Origin of the sequence: Shewanella sp. SG44-2, from assembly GCF_014164215.1 — a bacterium.
GTDB classification, from domain to species: Bacteria; Pseudomonadota; Gammaproteobacteria; order Enterobacterales; family Shewanellaceae; genus Shewanella; species Shewanella frigidimarina.
The window spans coordinates 1-20,906 of sequence record NZ_JACJEU010000015.1 but is presented as its reverse complement, the minus strand read 5'-3'; the positions used below and the strand labels follow the sequence as shown (position 1 = coordinate 20,906).

At 41.6% G+C, this 20,906-nt stretch carries 22 protein-coding genes; 16 read left to right on the top strand and 6 right to left on the bottom strand.

Annotated elements, in window-relative coordinates:
• Positions 1 to 7 precede the first annotated feature (7 nt).
• From gspE to H5181_RS12455, 10 genes are all read left to right on the top strand, one after another.
• Entirely contained in the window at positions 8 to 1,552 is a 1,545-nt protein-coding gene (gspE, locus tag H5181_RS12500; protein ID WP_404948506.1) for a type II secretion system ATPase GspE, read from the top strand.
• Positions 1,553 to 1,555: 3 nt separating this feature from the next.
• Positions 1,556 to 2,788 carry a type II secretion system inner membrane protein GspF gene (gspF, locus tag H5181_RS12495; RefSeq protein WP_011635599.1) on the top strand — a complete coding sequence of 411 codons (1,233 nt, stop codon included), beginning with the start codon at positions 1,556 to 1,558 and terminating at the stop codon, positions 2,786 to 2,788.
• 96 nt (positions 2,789 to 2,884) lie between these two features.
• Positions 2,885 to 3,319 carry a type II secretion system major pseudopilin GspG gene (gene gspG / locus H5181_RS12490; RefSeq protein ID WP_011635600.1) on the top strand — a complete coding sequence of 145 codons (435 nt, stop codon included), beginning with the start codon at positions 2,885 to 2,887 and terminating at the stop codon, positions 3,317 to 3,319.
• A 1-nt stretch (position 3,320) separates the two neighbouring features.
• Positions 3,321 to 3,893, top strand: coding sequence for a type II secretion system minor pseudopilin GspH (gene gspH, locus H5181_RS12485; protein WP_182751179.1), 573 nt, complete (start codon positions 3,321 to 3,323; stop codon positions 3,891 to 3,893).
• The gene (gspI, locus tag H5181_RS12480; RefSeq protein WP_259397044.1) at positions 3,886 to 4,323 is read left to right on the top strand and encodes a type II secretion system minor pseudopilin GspI; all 438 of its coding nucleotides are present in this window, start codon (positions 3,886 to 3,888) and stop codon (positions 4,321 to 4,323) included. Before gspH ends, gspI begins: the two co-directional genes overlap by 8 nt.
• Positions 4,304 to 5,014 carry a type II secretion system minor pseudopilin GspJ gene (gspJ, locus tag H5181_RS12475; RefSeq protein ID WP_182751178.1) on the top strand — a complete coding sequence of 237 codons (711 nt, stop codon included), beginning with the start codon at positions 4,304 to 4,306 and terminating at the stop codon, positions 5,012 to 5,014. The genes gspI and gspJ overlap by 20 nt, the downstream gene beginning before the upstream one ends.
• Positions 5,014 to 6,000 carry a type II secretion system minor pseudopilin GspK gene (gene gspK / locus H5181_RS12470; protein ID WP_102036089.1) on the top strand — a complete coding sequence of 329 codons (987 nt, stop codon included), beginning with the start codon at positions 5,014 to 5,016 and terminating at the stop codon, positions 5,998 to 6,000. The genes gspJ and gspK overlap by 1 nt, the downstream gene beginning before the upstream one ends.
• Before the next feature lie 51 nt (positions 6,001 to 6,051).
• Positions 6,052 to 7,257, top strand: coding sequence for a type II secretion system protein GspL (gspL, locus tag H5181_RS12465; RefSeq protein ID WP_182751177.1), 1,206 nt, complete (start codon positions 6,052 to 6,054; stop codon positions 7,255 to 7,257).
• Between the two features lies 1 nt (position 7,258).
• Complete coding sequence (locus H5181_RS12460) at positions 7,259 to 7,735, top strand: type II secretion system protein M (RefSeq protein WP_182751176.1); 477 nt, start codon at positions 7,259 to 7,261, stop codon at positions 7,733 to 7,735.
• 9 nt (positions 7,736 to 7,744) lie between these two features.
• Complete coding sequence (locus tag H5181_RS12455) at positions 7,745 to 8,506, top strand: type II secretion system protein N (protein WP_182751175.1); 762 nt, start codon at positions 7,745 to 7,747, stop codon at positions 8,504 to 8,506.
• A 168-nt stretch (positions 8,507 to 8,674) separates the two neighbouring features.
• On the opposite strand, the gene yrfG is transcribed toward H5181_RS12455, so the two are convergent.
• Complete coding sequence (gene yrfG / locus H5181_RS12450) at positions 8,675 to 9,340, bottom strand: GMP/IMP nucleotidase (RefSeq protein ID WP_182751174.1); 666 nt, start codon at positions 9,338 to 9,340, stop codon at positions 8,675 to 8,677.
• 77 nt (positions 9,341 to 9,417) lie between these two features.
• Here yrfG and nudE point away from each other — a divergent pair, with 77 nt between their 5' ends.
• Positions 9,418 to 10,005, top strand: a complete 588-nt coding sequence (gene nudE / locus H5181_RS12445) for an ADP compounds hydrolase NudE (RefSeq protein ID WP_011635609.1) — start codon at positions 9,418 to 9,420, stop codon at positions 10,003 to 10,005.
• Between the two features lie 116 nt (positions 10,006 to 10,121).
• A complete protein-coding gene (gene cysQ / locus H5181_RS12440; protein WP_123778602.1) occupies positions 10,122 to 10,931 on the top strand; it encodes a 3'(2'),5'-bisphosphate nucleotidase CysQ in 810 nt (269 codons plus the stop codon).
• A 241-nt stretch (positions 10,932 to 11,172) separates the two neighbouring features.
• Here cysQ and mnmH read toward each other — a convergent pair whose 3' ends face one another.
• Complete coding sequence (gene mnmH, locus H5181_RS12435; RefSeq protein WP_182751173.1) at positions 11,173 to 12,273, bottom strand: tRNA 2-selenouridine(34) synthase MnmH; 1,101 nt, start codon at positions 12,271 to 12,273, stop codon at positions 11,173 to 11,175.
• The gene (selD, locus tag H5181_RS12430) at positions 12,273 to 13,328 is read right to left on the bottom strand and encodes a selenide, water dikinase SelD (RefSeq protein WP_059745183.1); all 1,056 of its coding nucleotides are present in this window, start codon (positions 13,326 to 13,328) and stop codon (positions 12,273 to 12,275) included. Before selD ends, mnmH begins: the two co-directional genes overlap by 1 nt.
• Before the next feature lie 196 nt (positions 13,329 to 13,524).
• Between selD and H5181_RS12425 the strand changes: the two genes are divergently transcribed.
• Together H5181_RS12425 and H5181_RS12420 are read left to right on the top strand one after the other, a co-directional pair.
• A complete protein-coding gene (locus tag H5181_RS12425) occupies positions 13,525 to 14,139 on the top strand; it encodes a TetR/AcrR family transcriptional regulator (RefSeq protein ID WP_182751172.1) in 615 nt (204 codons plus the stop codon).
• Complete coding sequence (locus tag H5181_RS12420) at positions 14,126 to 15,982, top strand: MFS transporter (RefSeq protein ID WP_182751171.1); 1,857 nt, start codon at positions 14,126 to 14,128, stop codon at positions 15,980 to 15,982. The genes H5181_RS12425 and H5181_RS12420 overlap by 14 nt, the downstream gene beginning before the upstream one ends.
• A gap of 80 nt (positions 15,983 to 16,062) precedes the next feature.
• On the opposite strand, the gene H5181_RS12415 is transcribed toward H5181_RS12420, so the two are convergent.
• Positions 16,063 to 17,172, bottom strand: coding sequence for a fatty acid desaturase (locus H5181_RS12415; RefSeq protein ID WP_123778594.1), 1,110 nt, complete (start codon positions 17,170 to 17,172; stop codon positions 16,063 to 16,065).
• 156 nt (positions 17,173 to 17,328) lie between these two features.
• Between H5181_RS12415 and fabR the strand changes: the two genes are divergently transcribed.
• Positions 17,329 to 17,946: an HTH-type transcriptional repressor FabR gene (fabR, locus tag H5181_RS12410; RefSeq protein WP_011635616.1), complete on the top strand. Its 618-nt coding sequence runs from the start codon at positions 17,329 to 17,331 to the stop codon at positions 17,944 to 17,946.
• Positions 17,947 to 18,016: 70 nt separating this feature from the next.
• On the opposite strand, the gene trmA is transcribed toward fabR, so the two are convergent.
• Complete coding sequence (gene trmA / locus H5181_RS12405) at positions 18,017 to 19,123, bottom strand: tRNA (uridine(54)-C5)-methyltransferase TrmA (protein ID WP_182751170.1); 1,107 nt, start codon at positions 19,121 to 19,123, stop codon at positions 18,017 to 18,019.
• A gap of 129 nt (positions 19,124 to 19,252) precedes the next feature.
• On the opposite strand from trmA, the gene murI reads away from it, so the two are divergent.
• Positions 19,253 to 20,032, top strand: a complete 780-nt coding sequence (murI, locus tag H5181_RS12400; protein ID WP_011635618.1) for a glutamate racemase — start codon at positions 19,253 to 19,255, stop codon at positions 20,030 to 20,032.
• Between the two features lie 47 nt (positions 20,033 to 20,079).
• Here murI and H5181_RS12395 read toward each other — a convergent pair whose 3' ends face one another.
• Entirely contained in the window at positions 20,080 to 20,523 is a 444-nt protein-coding gene (locus H5181_RS12395; RefSeq protein ID WP_123778590.1) for an RNA-binding protein, read from the bottom strand.
• Between the last annotated feature and the right edge of the window lie 383 nt (positions 20,524 to 20,906).

Below are 20,906 nucleotides of genomic sequence, written 5' to 3'. Positions count from 1 at the left end.
TAGCGTGATGACAGAACCATTAGCCCAAGTATCTAGTGAAGTTGCCATGGAAGTTGTTGAAGGTGATGAGGTTTTTCATTCGACGAGTAAAGAGCGCTTGCCGTTTGCCTTCTCGCACCGCTTTCAATTAGTGTTAGCGAAAGAAAACGAGCAGCTTTGTCTTTTCTATACCGATAACACACCGCTGAGTGCCATGCTAGAGGTACGGCGTTACGCGGGTGTTGAGTTGCCGTTAATTAAGCTAGAAGTGGCTAAGTTTGAAGCTAAATTGACCCTGGCGTACCAAGCCAACTCTTCAGAAGCGCAACAGCTTATGGAAGATATTGGTAACGAAATGGACTTGTTTACTCTAGCTGAGGAGCTGCCACAAACAGAAGACTTGCTTGAGGGCGACGATGACGCGCCGATTATTAAATTAATTAATGCGCTGTTATCAGAAGCGATTAAAGAAGAAGCCTCAGACATTCACGTCGAGACCTATGAGAAACAACTCGTTGTTCGTTTCCGTATTGATGGCGTGTTGAAAGAAGTATTAAAGCCAAATCGTAAATTGTCGTCTTTGTTAGTGTCGCGTATTAAAGTGATGGCACGTTTAGACATTGCCGAAAAACGCCTGCCACAAGATGGCCGTATTTCATTGCGTATTGCGGGTCGTGCTGTCGATGTTCGAGTATCAACTATGCCATCTAGTCATGGTGAGCGTGTGGTAATGCGTTTATTGGACAAAAATACCGGCAACTTAGACTTACAACAACTGGGTATGACACCAGGCATTCGTGAAAAATTCGATGAATTAATTCGTAAGCCACACGGCATTATTCTTGTTACCGGGCCTACTGGTTCTGGTAAAAGTACCACCTTGTACGCTGGGTTAACGGAAATCAATTCTAAAGATACCAATATTTTAACCGTTGAAGATCCTATTGAGTATGAGTTAGAGGGCGTTGGACAAACTCAGGTAAACACTAAAGTCGACATGACTTTTGCTCGAGGATTACGCGCAATTTTACGTCAAGATCCCGATGTAGTCATGATTGGTGAAATTCGTGATTTAGAAACGGCGCAAATTGCAGTTCAAGCATCATTAACGGGTCACTTAGTTATTTCAACCTTGCATACCAATACCGCATCTGGGGCAATTACCCGTCTGCAAGACATGGGTGTCGAACCCTTTTTAGTGTCATCAAGTTTGCTTGGCGTGCTTGCACAACGTTTAATTCGAACATTATGCCCACAGTGTAAAGAAGCACATGAGCCTGATGAGCGTGAACGCGAGTTACTGGGTATTACTGCAAACGACACTCGTATCATTTACCGCGCAAAAGGTTGTAAGGCCTGTGGTCAAAATGGTTATCGTGGTCGAACGGGTATTCATGAGTTACTTATCGTTGATGACAATGTCCGTGAGTTAATTCATGGCGGCAGGGGCGAATTAGCCATTGAAAAATATGTGCGTAAATCGATTCCAAGTATTCGCCATGACGGCATGAGTAAAGTACTCGCTGGTGTGACAACGCTAGAAGAAGTATTACGCGTTACACGCGAGGAGTAATCAATGGCGGCGTTTGAATACAAAGCCCTTGATAGCAAAGGCAAGCAACAAAAAGGTGTGATCGAAGCAGATACCGCACGACATGCAAGAAGCCAGCTGCGTGAGCAGCGCCTTATGCCGCTGGAACTTCAGCCTGTTAGTGAAAAAGAAGCACGTTCACAGCGTGGCGGTTTTAATTTAGCAAACCTATTTAAAAAGCGTATTTCCGTTGCCGAACTGGCATTGATCACACGCCAAATCGCAACATTAGTGGCCGCAGGCTTACCGATTGAAGAAGCGTTAAAAGCCGTGGGGCAACAGTCTGAGAAAGATCGCTTAGGTAGCATGATTATGGCGGTGCGTTCTCGGGTGGTTGAAGGTTACAGCTTAGCTGACTCAATGGCCGAATTTCCGCATGTGTTTGATGACTTATACCGCGCGATGGTAGCGTCGGGTGAGAAATCAGGCCATTTAGAAGTAGTGCTTAATCGACTTGCCGATTACACAGAGCGTCGTCAGCAACTCAAATCCAAGCTTACTCAAGCAATGATTTACCCTATTGTATTAACCGTGGTCGCTATTGGTGTTATTGCCGTGTTATTGGCAGCTGTGGTGCCAAAGGTTGTTGGGCAGTTTGAGCACATGGGCCAAGAATTACCCGGCACAACTCAGTTTTTGATTCTTGCCTCAGATTTTGTACAACATTGGGGGGTTGTGGTCGTACTGCTTATTTTTGCTGCTATGGTGATGTTCCAGCGGCTGCTGACCAATCCGATTATGCGGATGAAATATGATACAGCTCTTTTGCAAATGCCCGTAATTGGCAAAGTCAGTAAAGGGCTTAATACCGCCCGATTTGCGCGAACATTAAGTATTTTGTCAGCCAGCTCGGTCCCATTACTTGATGGGATGCGAATTGCCAGCGAAGTTTTGCAAAATGTTAAGGTGCGCGCTGCTGTTGATGAGGCTACGGCGCGAGTCCGTGAGGGAACTAGTTTAGGCACGGCGTTGACTAATACTAAGTTATTCCCTGCAATGATGTTGTATATGATTGCATCGGGTGAAAAAAGTGGCCAGCTTGAAAACATGTTAGAACGTGCAGCAGACAACCAAGACCGAGAGTTCGAGTCGAACGTTAATATTGCATTGGGAGTATTTGAACCTATGCTAGTCGTGAGTATGGCATCGGTTGTATTATTTATTGTAATGGCCATTTTACAGCCTATTTTAGAGTTAAATAACTTAATCAGCGGCTAGTTTTGAAGTTGTGTATCTTGGTGGGATAACCGTATACCAAGATTAATACTTAATTTTACGCACGAATATATAGACAGTTTTTAGAGGAAGTAATTAATGCAACATAATAATAAACAACGTGGTTTCACCTTACTCGAAGTAATGGTGGTGATTGTTATTTTAGGTATTTTAGCGTCAATGGTTGTGCCCAATCTGATGGGTAACAAAGATAAAGCCGATCAACAAAAAGCGGTATCAGATATTGTGGCATTAGAAAATGCATTGGATATGTATAAGTTAGATAACAGTATTTATCCAACCACAGAACAAGGTCTCGATGCGTTGGTGCAAAAACCTACCTCGTCACCAGAGCCGCGTAATTTCCGTGAAGGTGGGTATGTTAAACGTTTACCACAAGATCCATGGCGCAGTGACTATTTATTATTAAGCCCTGGTGAAAATGGCAAAATTGACATCTTCAGCGCAGGACCAGATGGACAACCAGGTTCTGAAGATGATATCGGAAGCTGGAATTTACAAGATTTCCAATAAGATGATTCATCATCGTCAAGCCGGTTTCACTTTATTAGAGGTGTTAATTGTGGCATTGCTAATGGGTTTGGTTGCCTCTGCGGTAACCATGTCTATTAGTGTTGCTGGGCCGGAACAAATGCTCAAAAAACAGGCGCAACGTTTTATGACTGCAACTGAGATGGTGCTTGATGAAAGCGTATTAAGCGGCCAGTTTATTGGCATTGTGATTGACGAAGATCAATATCAGTTTGTGTTTTATAAAGAAGGTAAATGGATGCCTGTTGATCAAGACCGGCTATTATCGGCCAAAAAAATGGATGCCGGTATTACCTTAGATATTGTGATCGATGGCATGCCATTAGTTCAAGAAGACGAGCAAAATGAGTCTTGGTTTGATGAACCTTTTATCGACGAAGAGAGCGAAGAAAAAAAAAAGAAACATCCTGAACCGCAAATTTTATTGTTTCCCAGCGGAGAGATGACTCCCTTTGAACTGGGTTTTAATACGATCAATGATGACCGTCAGCCTGTCAATGTGCTGGTTGTGGGTGACGCGTTAGGTCGCTTAACATTAGGGCGTATAGATGAATAAACTCACATCATATCGACGCCCTCAATACTGGAAAGTTAACAGCTCAACTATTAAAAGCTTACGCGGTAAGAATCGTGGTATGACCTTACTTGAAGTTATCGTTGCTTTAGCGGTGTTTTCCATTGCTGCGGTATCGGTGACCAAAAGTTTGGGCGAACAAATGGCGAACATGCCCATTTTAGAAGAACGAACGTTAGCGCAATGGGTAGCCAGTAATCAAATGGTCGACGTGCGTTTACCTGGTACCTTTCCTGATATAGGCCAAAAAACGGGTCAGTCAGAGCTCGCAGGTCGTGAATGGTATTGGCGCCAAGAAGTGATTAAAACCACCGATGATAAATTTAGAATGATCCGTATTAGCGTCAGTGACGACGACAAATTTAAACGCGTAGTGGCTCAGGTAAGCAGTTATGTCCATAACAAAGCCTAGGCATTTTAGCGGCTTTACCTTACTCGAAATGCTTATCGCGATTGCGATTTTTGCCATGCTGGGTATCGCGGCAAACTCAGTATTGTCGACGGTAATGAAAAATGATGAAGTGACCAAAGAGTTTGCTACTCGGCTTAAGTCATTACAGCAAGGTTTTGGTGCGTTAGAGCGTGATTTGGGCCAAATGGTGGCGCGTAGCCCTAGATTATTTGAAGGTGATCGTGGCAGCCGTTTTTTTCAGGCTGGCGATAATATTCTCGACTCAGAAACCGAAGCACTGGTATTTTACCGTTTGGGCTGGTTAAACCCAGATGGCATGTTACCTAGAGGAAGTCTGCAATCGGTTGCTTATGTGGTTCAAAATGGCCGCTTTGAGCGTTGGTATTATCCTTATCCTGAACCTGTATCAGGTGCTGAGCCATTAAAAAGCGTGGTTATTGACCATGTACTGTCAGTTGAGTATTCGTTTTATATGGATGATAAATGGCAGAAGCAAGTTGATGGAACCGTGATGCCAAAAGGGATTGCGATGGAAATAGAATTAGAAGGTTTGGGTAAAATTCAACGTCGTTTTTTACTGCCTAAAGGTGCACCAGCAACTAAGTCTGACAACGATAGTGGTAACAATCGTAACGGTTCAAATAGTAAAGATGAAAATGATATCGCAGCCGATGATGGGAAATCCTCATAATGGGCGGCCAAAAGCAACGCGGGGTTGCATTAATAGTAGTGATGCTAATTGTTGCTATGGTGGTGATTATCGCCACCAACATTAGTAGTCGTAATCAGCTGTCAATGCGCCGAACGCTTAATCTAGCACAATACGATCAGGCTTATTGGTATGCCCTTTCTGCTGAAGAGCTGGCGATGAAAGTGCTCAAGCAAGATTTTGAAGATTCAGAAGGAACGGTACATTTACAACAGTATTGGGCCTTGGCCAATGTGGCATTTCCGGCTGAATACGGTGAAATTGTCGGTGAAATACAAGATATGCGGGCATGCTTTAATGTTAATGCCGTTGGTCAGGCATCGGAAAAAAACAAAAATGGTCAGCCCGAAATGACCGTTGCAGCCATACAGTTTCAATCGTTACTGATCAGCTTAGGGGTTGATGAGTTTGGCGCAGAGCAATTAACGTCAACCCTTAAAGATTATATCGATGAAGACACGTTATCTGGCCCATATGGTGCTGAAGATGCCGAATATGAATCGCGTAATGTGCCATATCGTGCAGCCAATACCTTAATGCAGCATCGCAGTGAGTTACGTGCAGTGTTAGGATTCAGCCAAGATGTTTACCTGAATCTTTTACCTTATGTATGTGCAATACCTGGTGAAGACAGCCAATTATTAAATGTAAATACCATTAAGGTTGAGCAAGCTGCTTTACTGGCAGCAATGCTAGAAAATAAAATATCAGTCAGCGAGGCTGAAAATATTATTAACAATCGTCCAGCTGATGGATATGAAAAGATTGAAGAGTTTTGGGAAGGATCGTCACTTAGTGGCATAAAATCCGAAGCGAATGTAAAGTCGAGTTTTGTGGTTGATAGCCAGTACTTTTTATTGAAAGCTGGCGCCAAAGTCGATACAGCAATATTTCGAATGGAAAGTGTCCTGAAGCGTAATGGTAAAGATTTAGATGTGCTCACCCGTCAGTATGGTGGCCAACAATAATAACAAATTCATTGCGTAACAATACGTATTGAGATCGGTGGAGAATAAACAGTGTCTGAACGGCTATTTATCCGGTTAGGAAAATCATCAGAACACCCATGTTCGTGGCTTGTATGGTCAGAACAAGAGCAAGAGATCATCGCTTCTGGTGAATTATCTGATGCCGCCAGTCTCAGCACTTTAGCTGAGCGTGCGGGTAATCGTCCTGTTGATGTACTTGTGCCTGCGGCCAACATGACATTGACACAAATTATGTTGCCCGAAAAAGGTCAACGCCAAGCATTAAAGGCGTTGCCATACATGTTAGAGGAATCATTAGCGACGAATGTAGACAATATGCATTTTGTTGTTGGGCCTCGTGAAGGTGAACAGCTTAATGTGGCTGCGGTGGCGCATGAGCAAATGCAAATATGGCTTGAATGGCTCCATCATGCAGGCTTAAAAGTAAAACGTATCGTGCCAGATTGTTTAGCGTTGCCGTTAGAGCAATGTCGTTGGGCAGCAATGAGTGTTGGTAGCGAGTATTTAATCCGAACGTCTGAAGGTGGCGGTGTTAGCGTGCCTAAAGCATGGTCTGCATTTGCACTGCCAAAGCTATTAATAGCTGCAAAACCTAATGATAATGAATCGATTAGTGTTGCAAGCTACAGTGACGATATTGTATTTGAAGGTGTGGAGATTAATAACAAGCCACTCGATTTACCAATGATGGTACTAGCAAAAGGCATTTTGAACGCCCCAATCAATTTACTAAGTGGCATTTATAAACCTAAGCATGAATACAGTAAACAGTTACTCACCTGGAAAAACGCGGCGATTGTAGTGATGATTGCGATTGTTTTAGCCTTAGCGAATAAAGGCATCGCCATCCATCAACTGAATAATCAGACCACAGAGCTGCAAGCTCAAAGCGAAATGATTTTTAAACAAGCTGTACCGGGTGTAAACCGTATTGTTAATATGCGCTCACAAATGGGCAGTGAATTACGCAGCATGCAAGGCCAAGGTGGCGGTGCAGTATTTTTTGAAATGTTAGATGGTTTAAAGCCAGCATTTAGTAAGGTGCCAGAACTTAAACCGAACACTTTGCGTTACGAAGCCAATCGTAATGAGCTACGAATGCAAGTCACAGCAAAAACGTACGGCCAAATAGATACATTTAAAGAGCTTGTTAGCAAAGACTACCTCCTCGAAGGTGGTGCCATGAATAGTAGCGAAGAAAGCGTTACCAGTACGCTGACGTTAAGGAATAAATAACATGGAAAACATGCGTAGTTGGTGGCAAGGTTTAGCCATTAGAGAACAACAACTTGTTGGTTTTTGTGCCGCAGTATTGGCAATTGGCATTATGTATTGGGGCATTTGGACACCCATTTCGAATGCTCAAGATACCGCCGAACGTGATAACAGCGCAGCGCAACAAACGTTAAATTATGTTAAACAAACCGCCAATAAAATAGCGGGTCTGAAACAAGCGGGTGCGCAAGCTAAAGTCCGTGGCAGTTTAAGTTCTGTGGTAAATCAAACGGCCGGACAATATAAATTAGATATCACCCGTATGCAGCCGCAAGGCGATAAAATTCAGCTATGGATGGATGACGTGCCATTTGATGCGTTACTGGGTTACTTACATGACTTAGTAGAGCAAAAGGGCTTAACGTTAGACAGCGTAGATCTAACCGAATCAGACGTTGCTGGCTTTGTAAAAGTAAGACGTATTCAGCTTTCTCAGTAAGGATTTTTTGTGAGCTTATTTTCAAAAATAGTCATTGGCGTCATTATTTACCTCGCGTTTTTATTGGTTTATTTACCTGCGAACTGGTTAGTCAGTATCGCTCCGTTACCTAATAATGTGGTTATTACAGGTGCCGAAGGTACGCTTTGGCAAGGAAAGGCGGCGTTAATCACCATTGAACAACGCCAAATAGAAAACGTTAGTTGGCAGTTAAGTCCGTGGGGATTACTGCTTGGTAAAGCCGATATTGATTTTAATATTGGTAATCGAGCTACGGCTGTTAGTGGCAAAGGTAGTGTGAGTTGGTCGTTATCTGGGTTGAGTGCGAAAAATATTCGACTTGATCTACCCGATAGTTTTTTATTAGCGGGCGCCCGTTTACCTTTTAAAACCCAAATTGATGGCGATGTGAGTTTAATGGTTGCAGTACTAGAGCAAGGTAAACCATGGTGCGAACAATTAAACGGAAAATTATTTTTAAATAACACCAATGTTAAAAATCAATATGGTGTGTACCCTTTAGGTAACATTGCATTGGGGCTCAGTTGTCTTGATGGTCAATTACAAATTGCCACTGATGAAACCCAAAACGTATTAGGCTTAACGGGAACCGCTATTCTAGGCGAGTCAAACTTGGTTAAAGTAAGTGCTAAAATTAAACCGACCGATGCCCAACCTAAAGATTTACGCGATTCGTTATCCTTTTTAGGCCGACAAGACAGCCAAGGGTATTACCCTATCAACTATCAAGGCGTTGTGCCTGGCTTGTAAAATCGGTTGATACTTGAATAACTAATGCCTTGATATCACTATCAAGGCATTTTTATATCGGCAATAATTTATCGAATAACCTTATCAACTACTTTATTAACTATGTTCAGACATCAACCGCTATTTAACGATCATTCACTACTTGAGTCGTTTTTATAGCGACATCGTTTATACCGATTTAAGTGCCAGTGATAGCGGCTGGTAATCAGTAATCGCTGGGAAGTCGGCAAATTCAATATGAGGTTTCTGGCTATCTGGATTTTTAATCCCGAGTTGATAACCTATACCTGCCTTTTTCGATGCCGCTAATATCACTTCGCTGTCATCAATAAATAAACACCGTGACGGATCCAAGTTGAACTTAGTCAGTGCATACTGCCAAAATTGCGGATGTTCTTTGGGATAACCACTTTCATGGCTCGATAACATTTTATCTAAACCGTGGCCTAAATTGGTATGAGTTAGCTTAAGCGCTAAGCTTTGAGGGTGAGCATTGGTAAACAAAATGCGTTGTTTGCTTGCCCCAGCTAATGCTTGTAAAAAGGGCATACTGTCTTGGCGTAGTTTAATTCTATCTGCCGACGCATGGTGCAATGCTAAAATATCGAGTTGTAAATAGCGTTGCCAGTAATCAAGGCAATACCAATCTAAGGTGCCAACCACATCGTAATAAGCTTGTCTGACAAGTGTATTGGCTTCATCCAAGCTTATTTGGCGTTGCATACTTAATTGTTGCGGTACAAGATGTAACCAAAAGTGGTTATCAAAATGCAGATCAAGCAAGGTACCATCCATGTCGAGAAGCACCGTATCTATTTTATACCAAGGAAACATGTAAATTCCGGTTGTAGAATATACCTAGAATAGTAAGATTGTACCCTGTATATATTAATTCGTCACATGAGGCTTCAATGACACAGCGGCATAAAAAGCCGGAAATCCTGCATACTGAAATTGTTGCCAAAAGCAGACTGTTTCAAATCGAGCAGGTACACCTTAAGTTTTCTAATGGCGTAGAGCGTCAATATGAAAGAATGAAGGGCGGTAGCAGAGGTGCTGTGATGATTGTGCCTATTCATCAAGGTAATTTACTATTAGCTAGTGAATACGCAGCCGGCACTGATAATTATGAGCTCGGTTTTCCTAAAGGGTTGATAGACCCTGGCGAAACAGCAGTTGAAGCCGCTAATCGTGAGCTCCAAGAAGAAATTGGTTTTGGCAGTTATCAATTGACTCATCTAAAAGAGTTATCACTTGCGCCAGGCTACTTTTCCAGCAAAATGCATATTTTTGTCGCTGAAAAACTGTACCCTAGCCGTTTAGAAGGGGATGAGCCTGAGCCAATAGACGTGATCCCTTGGCCATTATCGGATTGGCAGTTATTACTCGAGAATGTTGATTTTTCAGAATCTCGTAGTGTTAGTGCGCTTTTTTTAACTCAGCAATATCTCAATACACCAACAGATAATCTTACAAATGAAGTCAACGGCGTAAAATAGATTATTCACTAGTGGTATTGAGTTAGTCATTAAACAGCAACATCGAATAGGCAATAGCCTTATTTATTGGTGTCCTTGTGAGGTCATCTTTATCGAATCCAGCAATTGGAGTAATAATGAAGCCAGAAGATGTAATTGAGCAAGTTATAGACATCGCAACGGAAGCTGGGCAAAAAATTCGTGATATTTACCTTAAAGGTAACTTCAAGCGCGAAATTAAGTCCGACAATACTCCTGTCACGTCTGCCGATTTAGCCGCGCACGATATTATTTGCCGCCAGTTAGCGGAGCTAACGCCTGATATTCCTATTTTAAGTGAGGAAGCTGCAGATATTCCATTAAGTGTCCGTGAAACATGGAAACGCTATTGGTTAGTTGATCCATTAGATGGCACGGGTGAGTTTATTGCGGGTAGTGGTGATTTTTCTGTGATTATTGCCTTAGTTGAACATAACCGTCCTATTATGGGAGTGGTTTATGTGCCGATGACTAAGGTGTGTTATTACGCAATAGCCGGGCTAGGTGCTTATAAGCGTGATGGTAAGAACGAGATACGTATCACCAGTAAACAATTAACCGGTGATGAACCAGAGAATTTACGTTTAGCGGTCAGTCGTCGTCAAGATCCGCAATCAGTTTTAAAGTTACTCAACAAACCTAATCATTGTGAGTTAGTGGTGATGGGTGGTGCAGCATTAAAAAGTTGTTTAGTGGCCGAAGGACGTGCTGATTGCTATGTACGCTTAGGACCTACTGGGGAATGGGATACCGGTGCTGCGCAGATCATTATTGAAGAAGCAGGCGGTGCACTGATTGATATTAATTTACAGCCTATGACCTACAATGAGCGTGAAACACTCGAAAACCCAAATTTTATTGTTGTAGGCAGTGCAAATCTCCCGTGGGATATATTGTTAACTAATTAGTTTGTTTATATTTTCAATGAAGATTAATTGATTTTTTGATGTGTTGTTTTTTTAAACATAGGTCAATTTATTAATCATATACTTGGCAACGACATTAAACACGTGATGTAAGTCGTGATGGCTGTGTGCGGTACCAATGAGCCTTGAGCAACTGTTGCCTGATTCATGTTGATTTGAATACTGTATCTGACAAGTTACATATAAAAATGCCCTCATCACGAGGGCATTTTTGTGAAATGACTTATGACTTATGTTTATCTAACCATTGATGTATAGCTTGTCTGTCGCCTTGAAAGATAACTCTGTCCTGTTTCTTTTCAAGTTGATACAGATACATCGGGTCATAATAAATATCGAGTAACAGATTTATCCAGTCTAAATGCTTACTGGTATCATTTTGGCTTTGTTGTACGCTTAGCGCATTATCAACTAAGTCCTGCAATTCTTGATGTTGCTTACCACCTAAGCGTTTACGAATGCCCAATAAGCTTTGAGCCAAATAAGCTTTAAATGCATCGAAACCCGCTTGCTCACCTAATCCAGATACATAATCAGCCAGTTTTTGCTCAACATAGTCATTTAATAAACGCGGTAAACGCGCGTCTAATGGCTCGTCGAGTACGATAATATCAGCTTCTTGCATGGCGCTGTAAAAATGCTTTGGCAGGGCTGAACGACCAATTAGCATACTTTCATCTTCTAACAGCAAATGGTTATGTTGCTGTTGTTGATGCTGCAGCAATGCCACGGCTAAATTATTTTCGAAGTTGATTTGACTGGGTTGCGGATCGATATTTTTGCCAAAGCTTGACCCTTTATGGTTGGCAAGGCCTTCAAGGTCGACAGACTCATCTCGCTGATGGATAACTTCCGTTTTACCACTACCTGTTATGCCACTTAAAATCAGCACTTTAGATTGGCTTGGCGCTTGCTCGATAGTATTAATTAAAAAACTACGTATGGCTTTATAACCCCCATCAATATAAGGGATGTCCATGCCTGATTCTTTAATCCATTGCTGTGATAGCTTTGAGCGCAAACCGCCACGAAAACAATATAAATAGCTGTCAGGATGTTGTGACAATTGAGCAAGCCAAGCATCTATACGTTGCTGTTTAATTTTACCTTTCACCAGCTCATGACCTAATGCTATAGCAGCCTCTTGGCCACGTCTTTTATAGCATGTGCCCACTTTTTCGCGTTCACCATCTTGCATTAATGGTAAATTAATCGAGTGGCCAAAAGCACCTTTAATGAATTCGATAGGCGCTCTTACGTCAATTAATGGACGGTTTTCTAATAGAAGTCTGCCATATTCTGAGCTGGGGATGACCTCGCTCATTAGTTTAATTCCACAAGGATATCGTGTCCGTCAGCGCGTGGCTCATAAGTATTGAGCATACCGATACAAATAGCGTCAATTCCATTGGCTTCTAATAGTGTTTTAAGTTCCTGTTCAGCCTCTGCACTCACGGCAACTAATAGTCCTCCACTGGTTTGTGGATCGCAAATAATCGCTTTCTGGTCATCTGTTAATGGCGGCAAATGTTCGCTATAACTGTCAAAATTGCGATGGGTACCGCCTGGAATACAACCTTGAGCGAGGTAATCACTGACTTTAGGGAGTAAAGGGACTTGGGATAAAACGATATTAGCTTTAAGTTGTGCACCTTGGCAGACTTCAATTAAGTGACCTGCCAGTCCAAATCCTGTTACGTCCGTTAATGCATTAACCCCAGTGATTTTAGCGATATCAATACCTATCGTGTTGAGCTGACACATCGCATTTGGGGCAATTTGACTGTCTTCATCACGCAGCTTTTTCTGTTTCTGTGCTGTAGTCAGAATGCCAATACCAATTGGTTTGGTGAGATATAGACGATCATTCGCTTTGGCAGTGTTGTTCTGTTTTACTCGCTCAAGCGGGATTTGCCCTGTAACCGCTAAACCAAAAATAGGTTCAGGAGCATCAATACTGTGACCTCCAGCCAACATAATACCTGCATCGGCACAAGCTTGGCGTCCGCCATCAACCACTTGCTGTGCCACTTCTGGTGGCAATACATTAACCGGCCAGCCTAAAATGGCAATAGCCATAATTGGCGTGCCGCCCATGGCATAGATATCGCTGATGGCATTGGTTGCGGCAATTCTTCCAAAGGTAAATGGATCATCTACAATGGGCATAAAGAAGTCGGTGGTACTGATAATGCCGGTTTGCTCATTGAGTTTATAAACTGCAGCATCGTCACGGGTTTGATTACCGACTAATAAATTGGGGTCAGTAAATACTGGAAGTTGTGACGCAAGAATGGTGCTTAAGACTTTAGGAGAGATCTTACAGCCGCAGCCTGCGCCATGGCTATATTCGGTTAGTTTTATATCGGTATGAGGCATGGTTATGTTTCTGTCGCTGGCTTATTGATGAGCAATTATAATGTTTCTCAAGGATTATTTCTTGGTTATTCGCGGTTTATCAAACCTAGTCGTGTATTTTTAATTAAAAAAATAATTATTATGAACATTGTTTTTTATTTTGTTTGCTGTTAATTTATCAACTTAATAAGGTGCATATCATTTTTAGGTTGGTATTGTGGCGAGACGAAAAGAGCATACGCATGAGCAGATCCGCCATATGGCTATTAGTGCAGTGGTTGAGCATTTACAATGCCATGGCGTCGATAACTTAAGTTTACGAAAAGTTGCAACCACCATTGGTTACGTGCCAAGCACGTTAATTAATATTTTTGGTAGTTACCAATACTTATTACTCGCGGTATCTGAGCAAACATTGTTACAGCTTGCTGCGCAGTTACAGTTAATTAAACCGACCACGCCAAAACAAACAATTGAGCAAATGGCAATCGTTTATAGTCAGTTTGCTTTAGCGAATCGACGCTGTTTCCGATTGGTATTTGAATTATCAATGGCGGGTGACCAGCCTTTACCTGTGGCTCACCTCGGGCTGATTAAATCATTATTTTCTGACGTTGAGTCTCAGCTAGGTCAATACTTTCCTCTTGCATGTGAGCAAGAGATTGAAACGATGAGCCGCGTACTTTGGGGTGGGATACATGGGTTAACGTGTTTGTCATTGGATGGAAAGCTATTTGAGACACAATCCTGTTTACAAGACATGTTGACGAGTCATGTAAGCAGTTATATTGATGGAATGAGCATAAAAAGGAATTCAAATGCTGCTAACTAAACGATTTTTCCCCTATTTTGCGACCTTATGCCTAGGTGCGCTTAATGACAACTTTTATAAAAATGTGTTGCTCTTGTTAGTGACGTACAGCCAATTAAATGCATTACCGATTGACGTTAACTTGTTTGTTAATTTGGCTGCTGGCGTATTCATTTTACCTTTTTTCTTGTTTTCTGCTCATGCTGGTATCGTGGCTGACAATATGAATAAGGCAAAATTGATTCGACGGTTAAAGTTGTTAGAGCTGATTATCATTTCGACAGCGGCTATCGCGATTATCAGTCAGAGTTATATGGTGATGTTGCTGCTGCTATTTTTAACGGGTAGTCAGTCTGCATACTTTGGTCCTGTAAAATACTCACTATTACCTCAAGCCCTAAGCGAAGCTGAGTTAGTGAAAGGGAATGCTCTGGTTGAAATGGGCACTTTTTTGTCGATTCTTGTCGGTACCCTAAGCGCCGGTTTGGTGGTGTCTAATGAAAATGGTTTAACGTGGGCTGCAATCATTGTCTGTGTGTTGGCTATTTGTGGTTATCTTGCCAGCCGTGCGATTCCTTCATTGCCTGCCCAAGGTCATTTAAACCCTAGTAAATTTTCGTTATTTTCTGGCACTTGGCGTTGTATTAATAAAGCGCGACAAACCAAGACTATTTGGATGGCCATTCTCGCCATTAGCTGGTTTTGGTTCTTAGGGGCCACCTATTTGACTCAATTTCCAAATTTTGCCAAATTACATTTACATGCCGATGCTACGGTAGTGTCATTGTTACTGGCGTTATTTTCTGTCGGTATTGTGGTTGGGTCGTACGTGTGTGAGCGTTTTTCATTTGGGCATGTTGAGTTAGGCTTATTACCATTTGGGGTCTTGGGCTTAAGCGTATTTAGTTTTGACATGATAGCGGCTATTCCGCTAGAGCTTGTTGAGCCAGGTTTTGTGTATAGCTTCGAGTCATTTATCGCTAACGCGCAGCATTATCGTGTGATGATCGATTTGTTTCTTGTCGGCCTAAGTGGCGGGATATTCATTGTGCCACTGTATGCGTTTATTCAAACTCGTGCAGAAAAACAAGAATGTGCTCAAGCTATTGCGGCGAATAACATCATTAATGCCTTCTTTATGGTGGGCTCTGCAGTATTATCGATAGTGTTGCTTGGGGTATTTCAGTGGAGTATCCCTGAATTATTTATGCTTGTCGGCGTGCTTAATTTGGTTGTGCTGTTATATGTTTACTCGCAAGTGCCAGAGTTTACCCAACGCTTTATCAGTTATTTGCTGAGCCATGTTATGTATAGGGTGAATGTACGAGGTAGAGAACATATTCCGGCACAAGGGGCAGGAATTATTGTCAGTAATCATGTGAGTTACGTTGATGCGTTAGTCATTATGGGCGCATCGACTCGACCTATTCGGTTTGTAATGGATAAGTCGATTAGCGAAATTCCATTATTAAAGTATTTGTTTCGGCACGCTGGCGTTATCCCAATCTGTTCACCTAAAAAGTGTGAGTCGACATATCTAAATGCATTTGAACAGATACACCAAGCATTAGCTAACGATGAGTTAGTGTGTATTTTTCCGGAAGGGAAGTTAACTCCAGACGGTGAAATTGGTGAGTTTAGACCTGGCATTGATAAAATTTTACAACGGGATCCTGTGACGGTAATACCGTTAGCGTTAACAGGGTTATGGGGATCTTACTTTAGCCATAAAGGTGGGCATGCACTGACCACTTTTCCTAAACGTTTCTGGTCTAAAGTATCGGTGAGTATTGCACCTTCAGTTGACGGAGCTACGACCAATTGCAAAGCGTTACAGCAGCAGGTGACTCAGCAATTTAATTAGCACATGATGTACTAGTGAAGCTGCTCAAAACAAAAAAGGTCACGTGCGTACGTGACCTTTTAAATGGTTAGGCATTAGCTTTACTGGGCGTAGGCAGCTGTGAGGCTTTTCCAATTTCGTTGTTGTTCAAGAAACTGATTACGTAATAATTGCACTTGTTGCTTCAGATTGTGATCTGTAAGTTGCTTACGCTTCGCCTCTAACAAACTCTTTTTGGCTTGATAATAGTCAACTAAGTGTTGCTTCATCAGCTCATACTCTGCTTGAAACTTTTCTATAATTTCATCGCAGTTAGGTAAGTGAGCAACCTGATTCTGAGCTTGTAAAAGTTGCATCTGCAAACGTGCACTTTCAATACGCTCTTGTGGCACTTTACGTAAATCACTCGCTAAACCAAACCAGTTCATAAGCTTGATTAACCATTTGGTTGGATCGTAGTCCCACCATTTGATGCCATTGCGATAATCATTTTCAAAAATATGATGGAAGTTGTGATACCCCTCACCGTATGTAAGTAACGCTAAAAATGCATTATCTCGGGCTGAGTTTTTATCTGTGTACGGTTGTTTACCCCAAATATGGGCTAATGAGTTAATAAAGAAAGTACAGTGATGTACAACCACTAGGCGTAGTAAACCGGCCATAAGAACCATTGATAAAATATCGCCATTTAACCAACCTATAAATGCTGGTAAACCAATATTCATTAAGATCACTAAGGCTAAGTAGTGCTTGTGCTGCCACATAACGATACGATCGTTTTGTAAGTCGCGCACGTTGTTGTAGTCGCTGTAACGACTCGCTTGATACTCACGTAGCATCCAACCTATGTGGCTGTACCAAAATCCCATTTGAGCTGAGTACGGGTCTTTATCATTATTATCAACATGTTTGTGATGGATTCGGTGATCACTACACCAATGCAATGCGCTGTTCTGTAGTGCCAATGCTCCACCTAATGCGTATAAAAAACGAACTGATGCATGGGCTTTATAAGCTTTGTGTGACCATAATCTGTGGTAACCCGCAGTAATCGATAGACCACTTGCGTAAGCGAAAACAACAAATGCAATCCATTCAATGCCATCAAAGCCATGGGTAAAACCACGCCAAGGGATTAATACCACGGCGCCGATAAAAGTAATGGCAAATAACAAGGTATTAAGCCAAATGATTGGAGGTTTTTTCATTTAGTAGGGTTCCAATAATAGGTTTAAATAAGTTGAGCGTACAATTGTACGCTAATTTAACTTAGTGAACTAGTCATGGTCAAGCTTAACAGGGCTGTGTTTCTGTTTTAAAAACGGTATTATCTGTGAATTAATATTGACTGAATGGATTAGTAAATGGGTGTTAGAGCACAACAAAAGGAAAAAACACGTCGTGCATTAGTGGATGCTGCATTTAATCAACTCAGTGCTGAACGAAGTTTTTCCAGCCTAAGCTTACGTGAAGTTGCTCGCGAAGCTGGTATTGCGCCCACATCATTCTATCGCCATTTTAAAGATATGAACGAACTTGGCTTGACCATGGTCGATGAGGGCGGATTAACATTACGTCAAATGATGCGTAAAGGTCGTCAACGTGCGGAAGCTGGTGGTAGTGTGATCCGTATTTCTGTCGACACTTTTATGGAAGTATTAGAGTCAAATCCGAACGTATTTCGAATACTATTACACGAACGCTCTGGTACCTCAGCAGCATTTAGAGCTGCAGTTGAGCGTGAAATTGAACATTTTATTTCTGAACTTGCCCATTACACCGAAGCACAGGCAAACCGAACACCTGTATTAGCGCGTGCTCAAGCTGAAGCGTTGGTTATTTTAGTGTTTAATGCGGGAGCATCAGCTTTGGACTCTAAACGTAGTGAGCGTAAATCATTGGCCGATCAGCTCGTACTGCAGTTGCGTATGGTCGCAACGGGAGCTGAAGCGCTACAGCACAAAATAGACAATCGCGCCTAAGTATAAGCATTACGTGATAGATACAAAAAGGGCGCGAATATTCGCGCCCTAGTATTATGTGTAACTAAAATTAATCAGGTGACTTGCGAACCAGTAATACGCCCGATTCCATATGGTCGGTATATGGAAATTGGTCAAATAGCGCAAAGCGCGTTATTTTATGCGTTTGGCCTAAGGTTAACAAATTGTCATTCAGTGTTTCTGGATTACATGAAATATACAAAATCCGCTCATAACCTTGGATAAGCTTTAATGTTTCAGGGTCAATGCCTGCTCGAGGAGGGTCAACAAAGATAGTATTACAATCGTAACTGTCTAAGTCGATGCCTTCTAAACGTCTAAATTGGCGCTTTTTCGCCATAGCATCACTAAAGTCTTCAGCAGACATGCGAATAATTTGAACATTATCAACGTGATTAATATCGATGTTGTATTGCGCTGCATCAACTGAAGGCTTGGCCAGCTCTGTTGCCAATACACGATTGAAATTTTGTGCCAGTGCAATCGTAAAATTACCATTACCACAGTACAATTCTAGTAAATCACCCTGGCTGTCTTTAGTCGCATCAATAGCCCATTCCAACATTTTTACAGAGACTTTTGCATTCGGCTGAGTAAAGCTGTTTTCAATTTGTTTGTAATGCAATACCTGTTCATTAACCGTTAAGGTCTCAACAACAAAATCTTTGTCTAAATCGATTTTTTGCTTACGCGCACGGCCTATAATGTTGACATTGAATTGAGCAGATAGCTTAGCTTTTAATTGAGTCGCTTGTTCACGCCATTCTTCATCAAGCTGGCGGTGGTACAACAAAGACACTAAAATTTCGCCACTTAACGTCGACAAGAAATCAACTTGAAACAACCGATAACGTAATGCAGGGTTAGGTGTTAATTCTGCAATTAATGCAGCCATCATTTGATTAATGATTAAACCCGCAGGTAAATATTGATCGCAACGCACTTTTGCATTCAGTGCTTTATCAAACATGTAGTAATATAAGTCATCACCTTGATGCCACATCCTAAATTCAGCACGCATACGATAATGCATAGGCTCAGAAGCAAAGACTTCAAGTGCTGGTGGATTGAAATCGGCAAAGGCCTTTTCTAGCTTGATGCGCTTTTGTTGTAATTGTGCATCGTAGTTTTTAGGATCCATTGCAGCTAAATTCATATCGTCCACCTAATTACGTAAAAAAGGGCGCAAATATTATACTAAATGACGCTGATGTCTAGTATTACGCACCTAAGTATAAAGTGACCCGACGATTAATGCTGAGCATATACATATTTGGAGCCCATATTGTCTGGACCTATTTTAGTGTTTGATTCTGGTATCGGCGGATTGTCGGTAATGAACGAAATTAGAAAACAGCTACCACTGCATGATTATTGTTACTTATTTGATAATGCACGTTTACCCTATGGCAATTTATCAGAGCAAGAGTTAATAACTGGATGTGTTGCACTTATTACTCATCATGCGCGACGTTTGAATGCCAGTATTGTGGTGGTTGCCTGTAATACCGCCAGCACTTTGGTATTGCCTCTATTACGCCAGCAATTAACCATTCCTATCGTGGGAGTTGTTCCTGCTATTAAACCTGCGGCAATGTTATCGAAGAAAAAGCACATTGGCTTATTGGCTACGCCTGGAACAGTGAAACGAGATTACACTCAAGCATTAATCAATCAGTTTGCAGGAAACTGTAAAGTTGAATTATTTGGGACTTCAGATTTAGTATTACTTGCTGAGCAGTATGTTGCTCAACAGCAAATAGATATGGACAAGCTAAACGAAATCTTAGCACCCATAGCGGCATCAAATATTGATGTCCTAGTATTGGGCTGTACCCATTTCCCTATGATAGCGACAGAAATAAGTCATTATCTTGGTGAAGGGGTAACACTATTAGATTCAGGGGAGGCGGTAGCAAAGCGGGTAAGGTTTTTACTGAGTAAAGAAAGTAATAGTAATAAACAATTACAAGCGTGTTATACCAAAGATATTGGCCAAGGGCTGAAAGCAGCATTAGTCGATTATGGTTTTAGTGATTTTTCGCTGGTAACCATAACCGACTAACAACACTATTAATTAACGATAGTGCTAAGAACCTAGTTCAATAACGATTAGCTATTTTCTGAATCAGATTCTTGTGATTTAGCTTCTCTTACCTTTAACGTGCGCTCTTGAAAGCTATAGTCGTTTAATTTCGACATTGCTTTTTGAGCTCCCGCCTCAGACATCTCAACAAATCCAAATCCCTTGCGACGTCCAGTTTTACGGTCTCGTACTAAACGAACTGAGTTAACAGGCCCGTACTCACCAAACAATGCCTTTACTTCTCCCTCATGAACACGATAAGGCAAGTTGCCAACATATAGTGTCATTGTAGGACCAACATAAGGTTCGTCAGAAGAGCTTGAACCACTAGATGGCATAAAGGTGAAAATTAACGTTGCAACGACTACACCAGCAATAAACGCTACCGAAGATGATGTGCCGCCAAACTGAGAAAAAACAAAAGCGCCAAGAAGCGCCGCAATCAAAACAATCACGAATGATTTCTGCATAAAATAATCTCTAATGAATATAAAAATGATAAATAACTGTTAAATACTATTACATACTAATTAAAAATTACCAGATAAACCAGACCACTGTTGAAAAATTGAGCTCAAAAGCGACTTAAATATCAAAAACAAGTAATTTACTAATTAGCCAAAGGTGGTTCTTTAATCAAAAAAGTTAAAAAAAGAACGATCTGCATAAAAGTTCAACGCTCGAAACATATCTTGCACAAAAGCGCTTGCACTAAATCTTAAGCTGCTTATAATGCGCATCCACTGACACGGCATACAGCGAAAGCGAAAACCGGTTAGCGTTATTAACAGTCACTTAGTGGTGTTGATAACAGGCAAAAAGAAGTTTGAAAAAACACTTGACGCCATAAAGG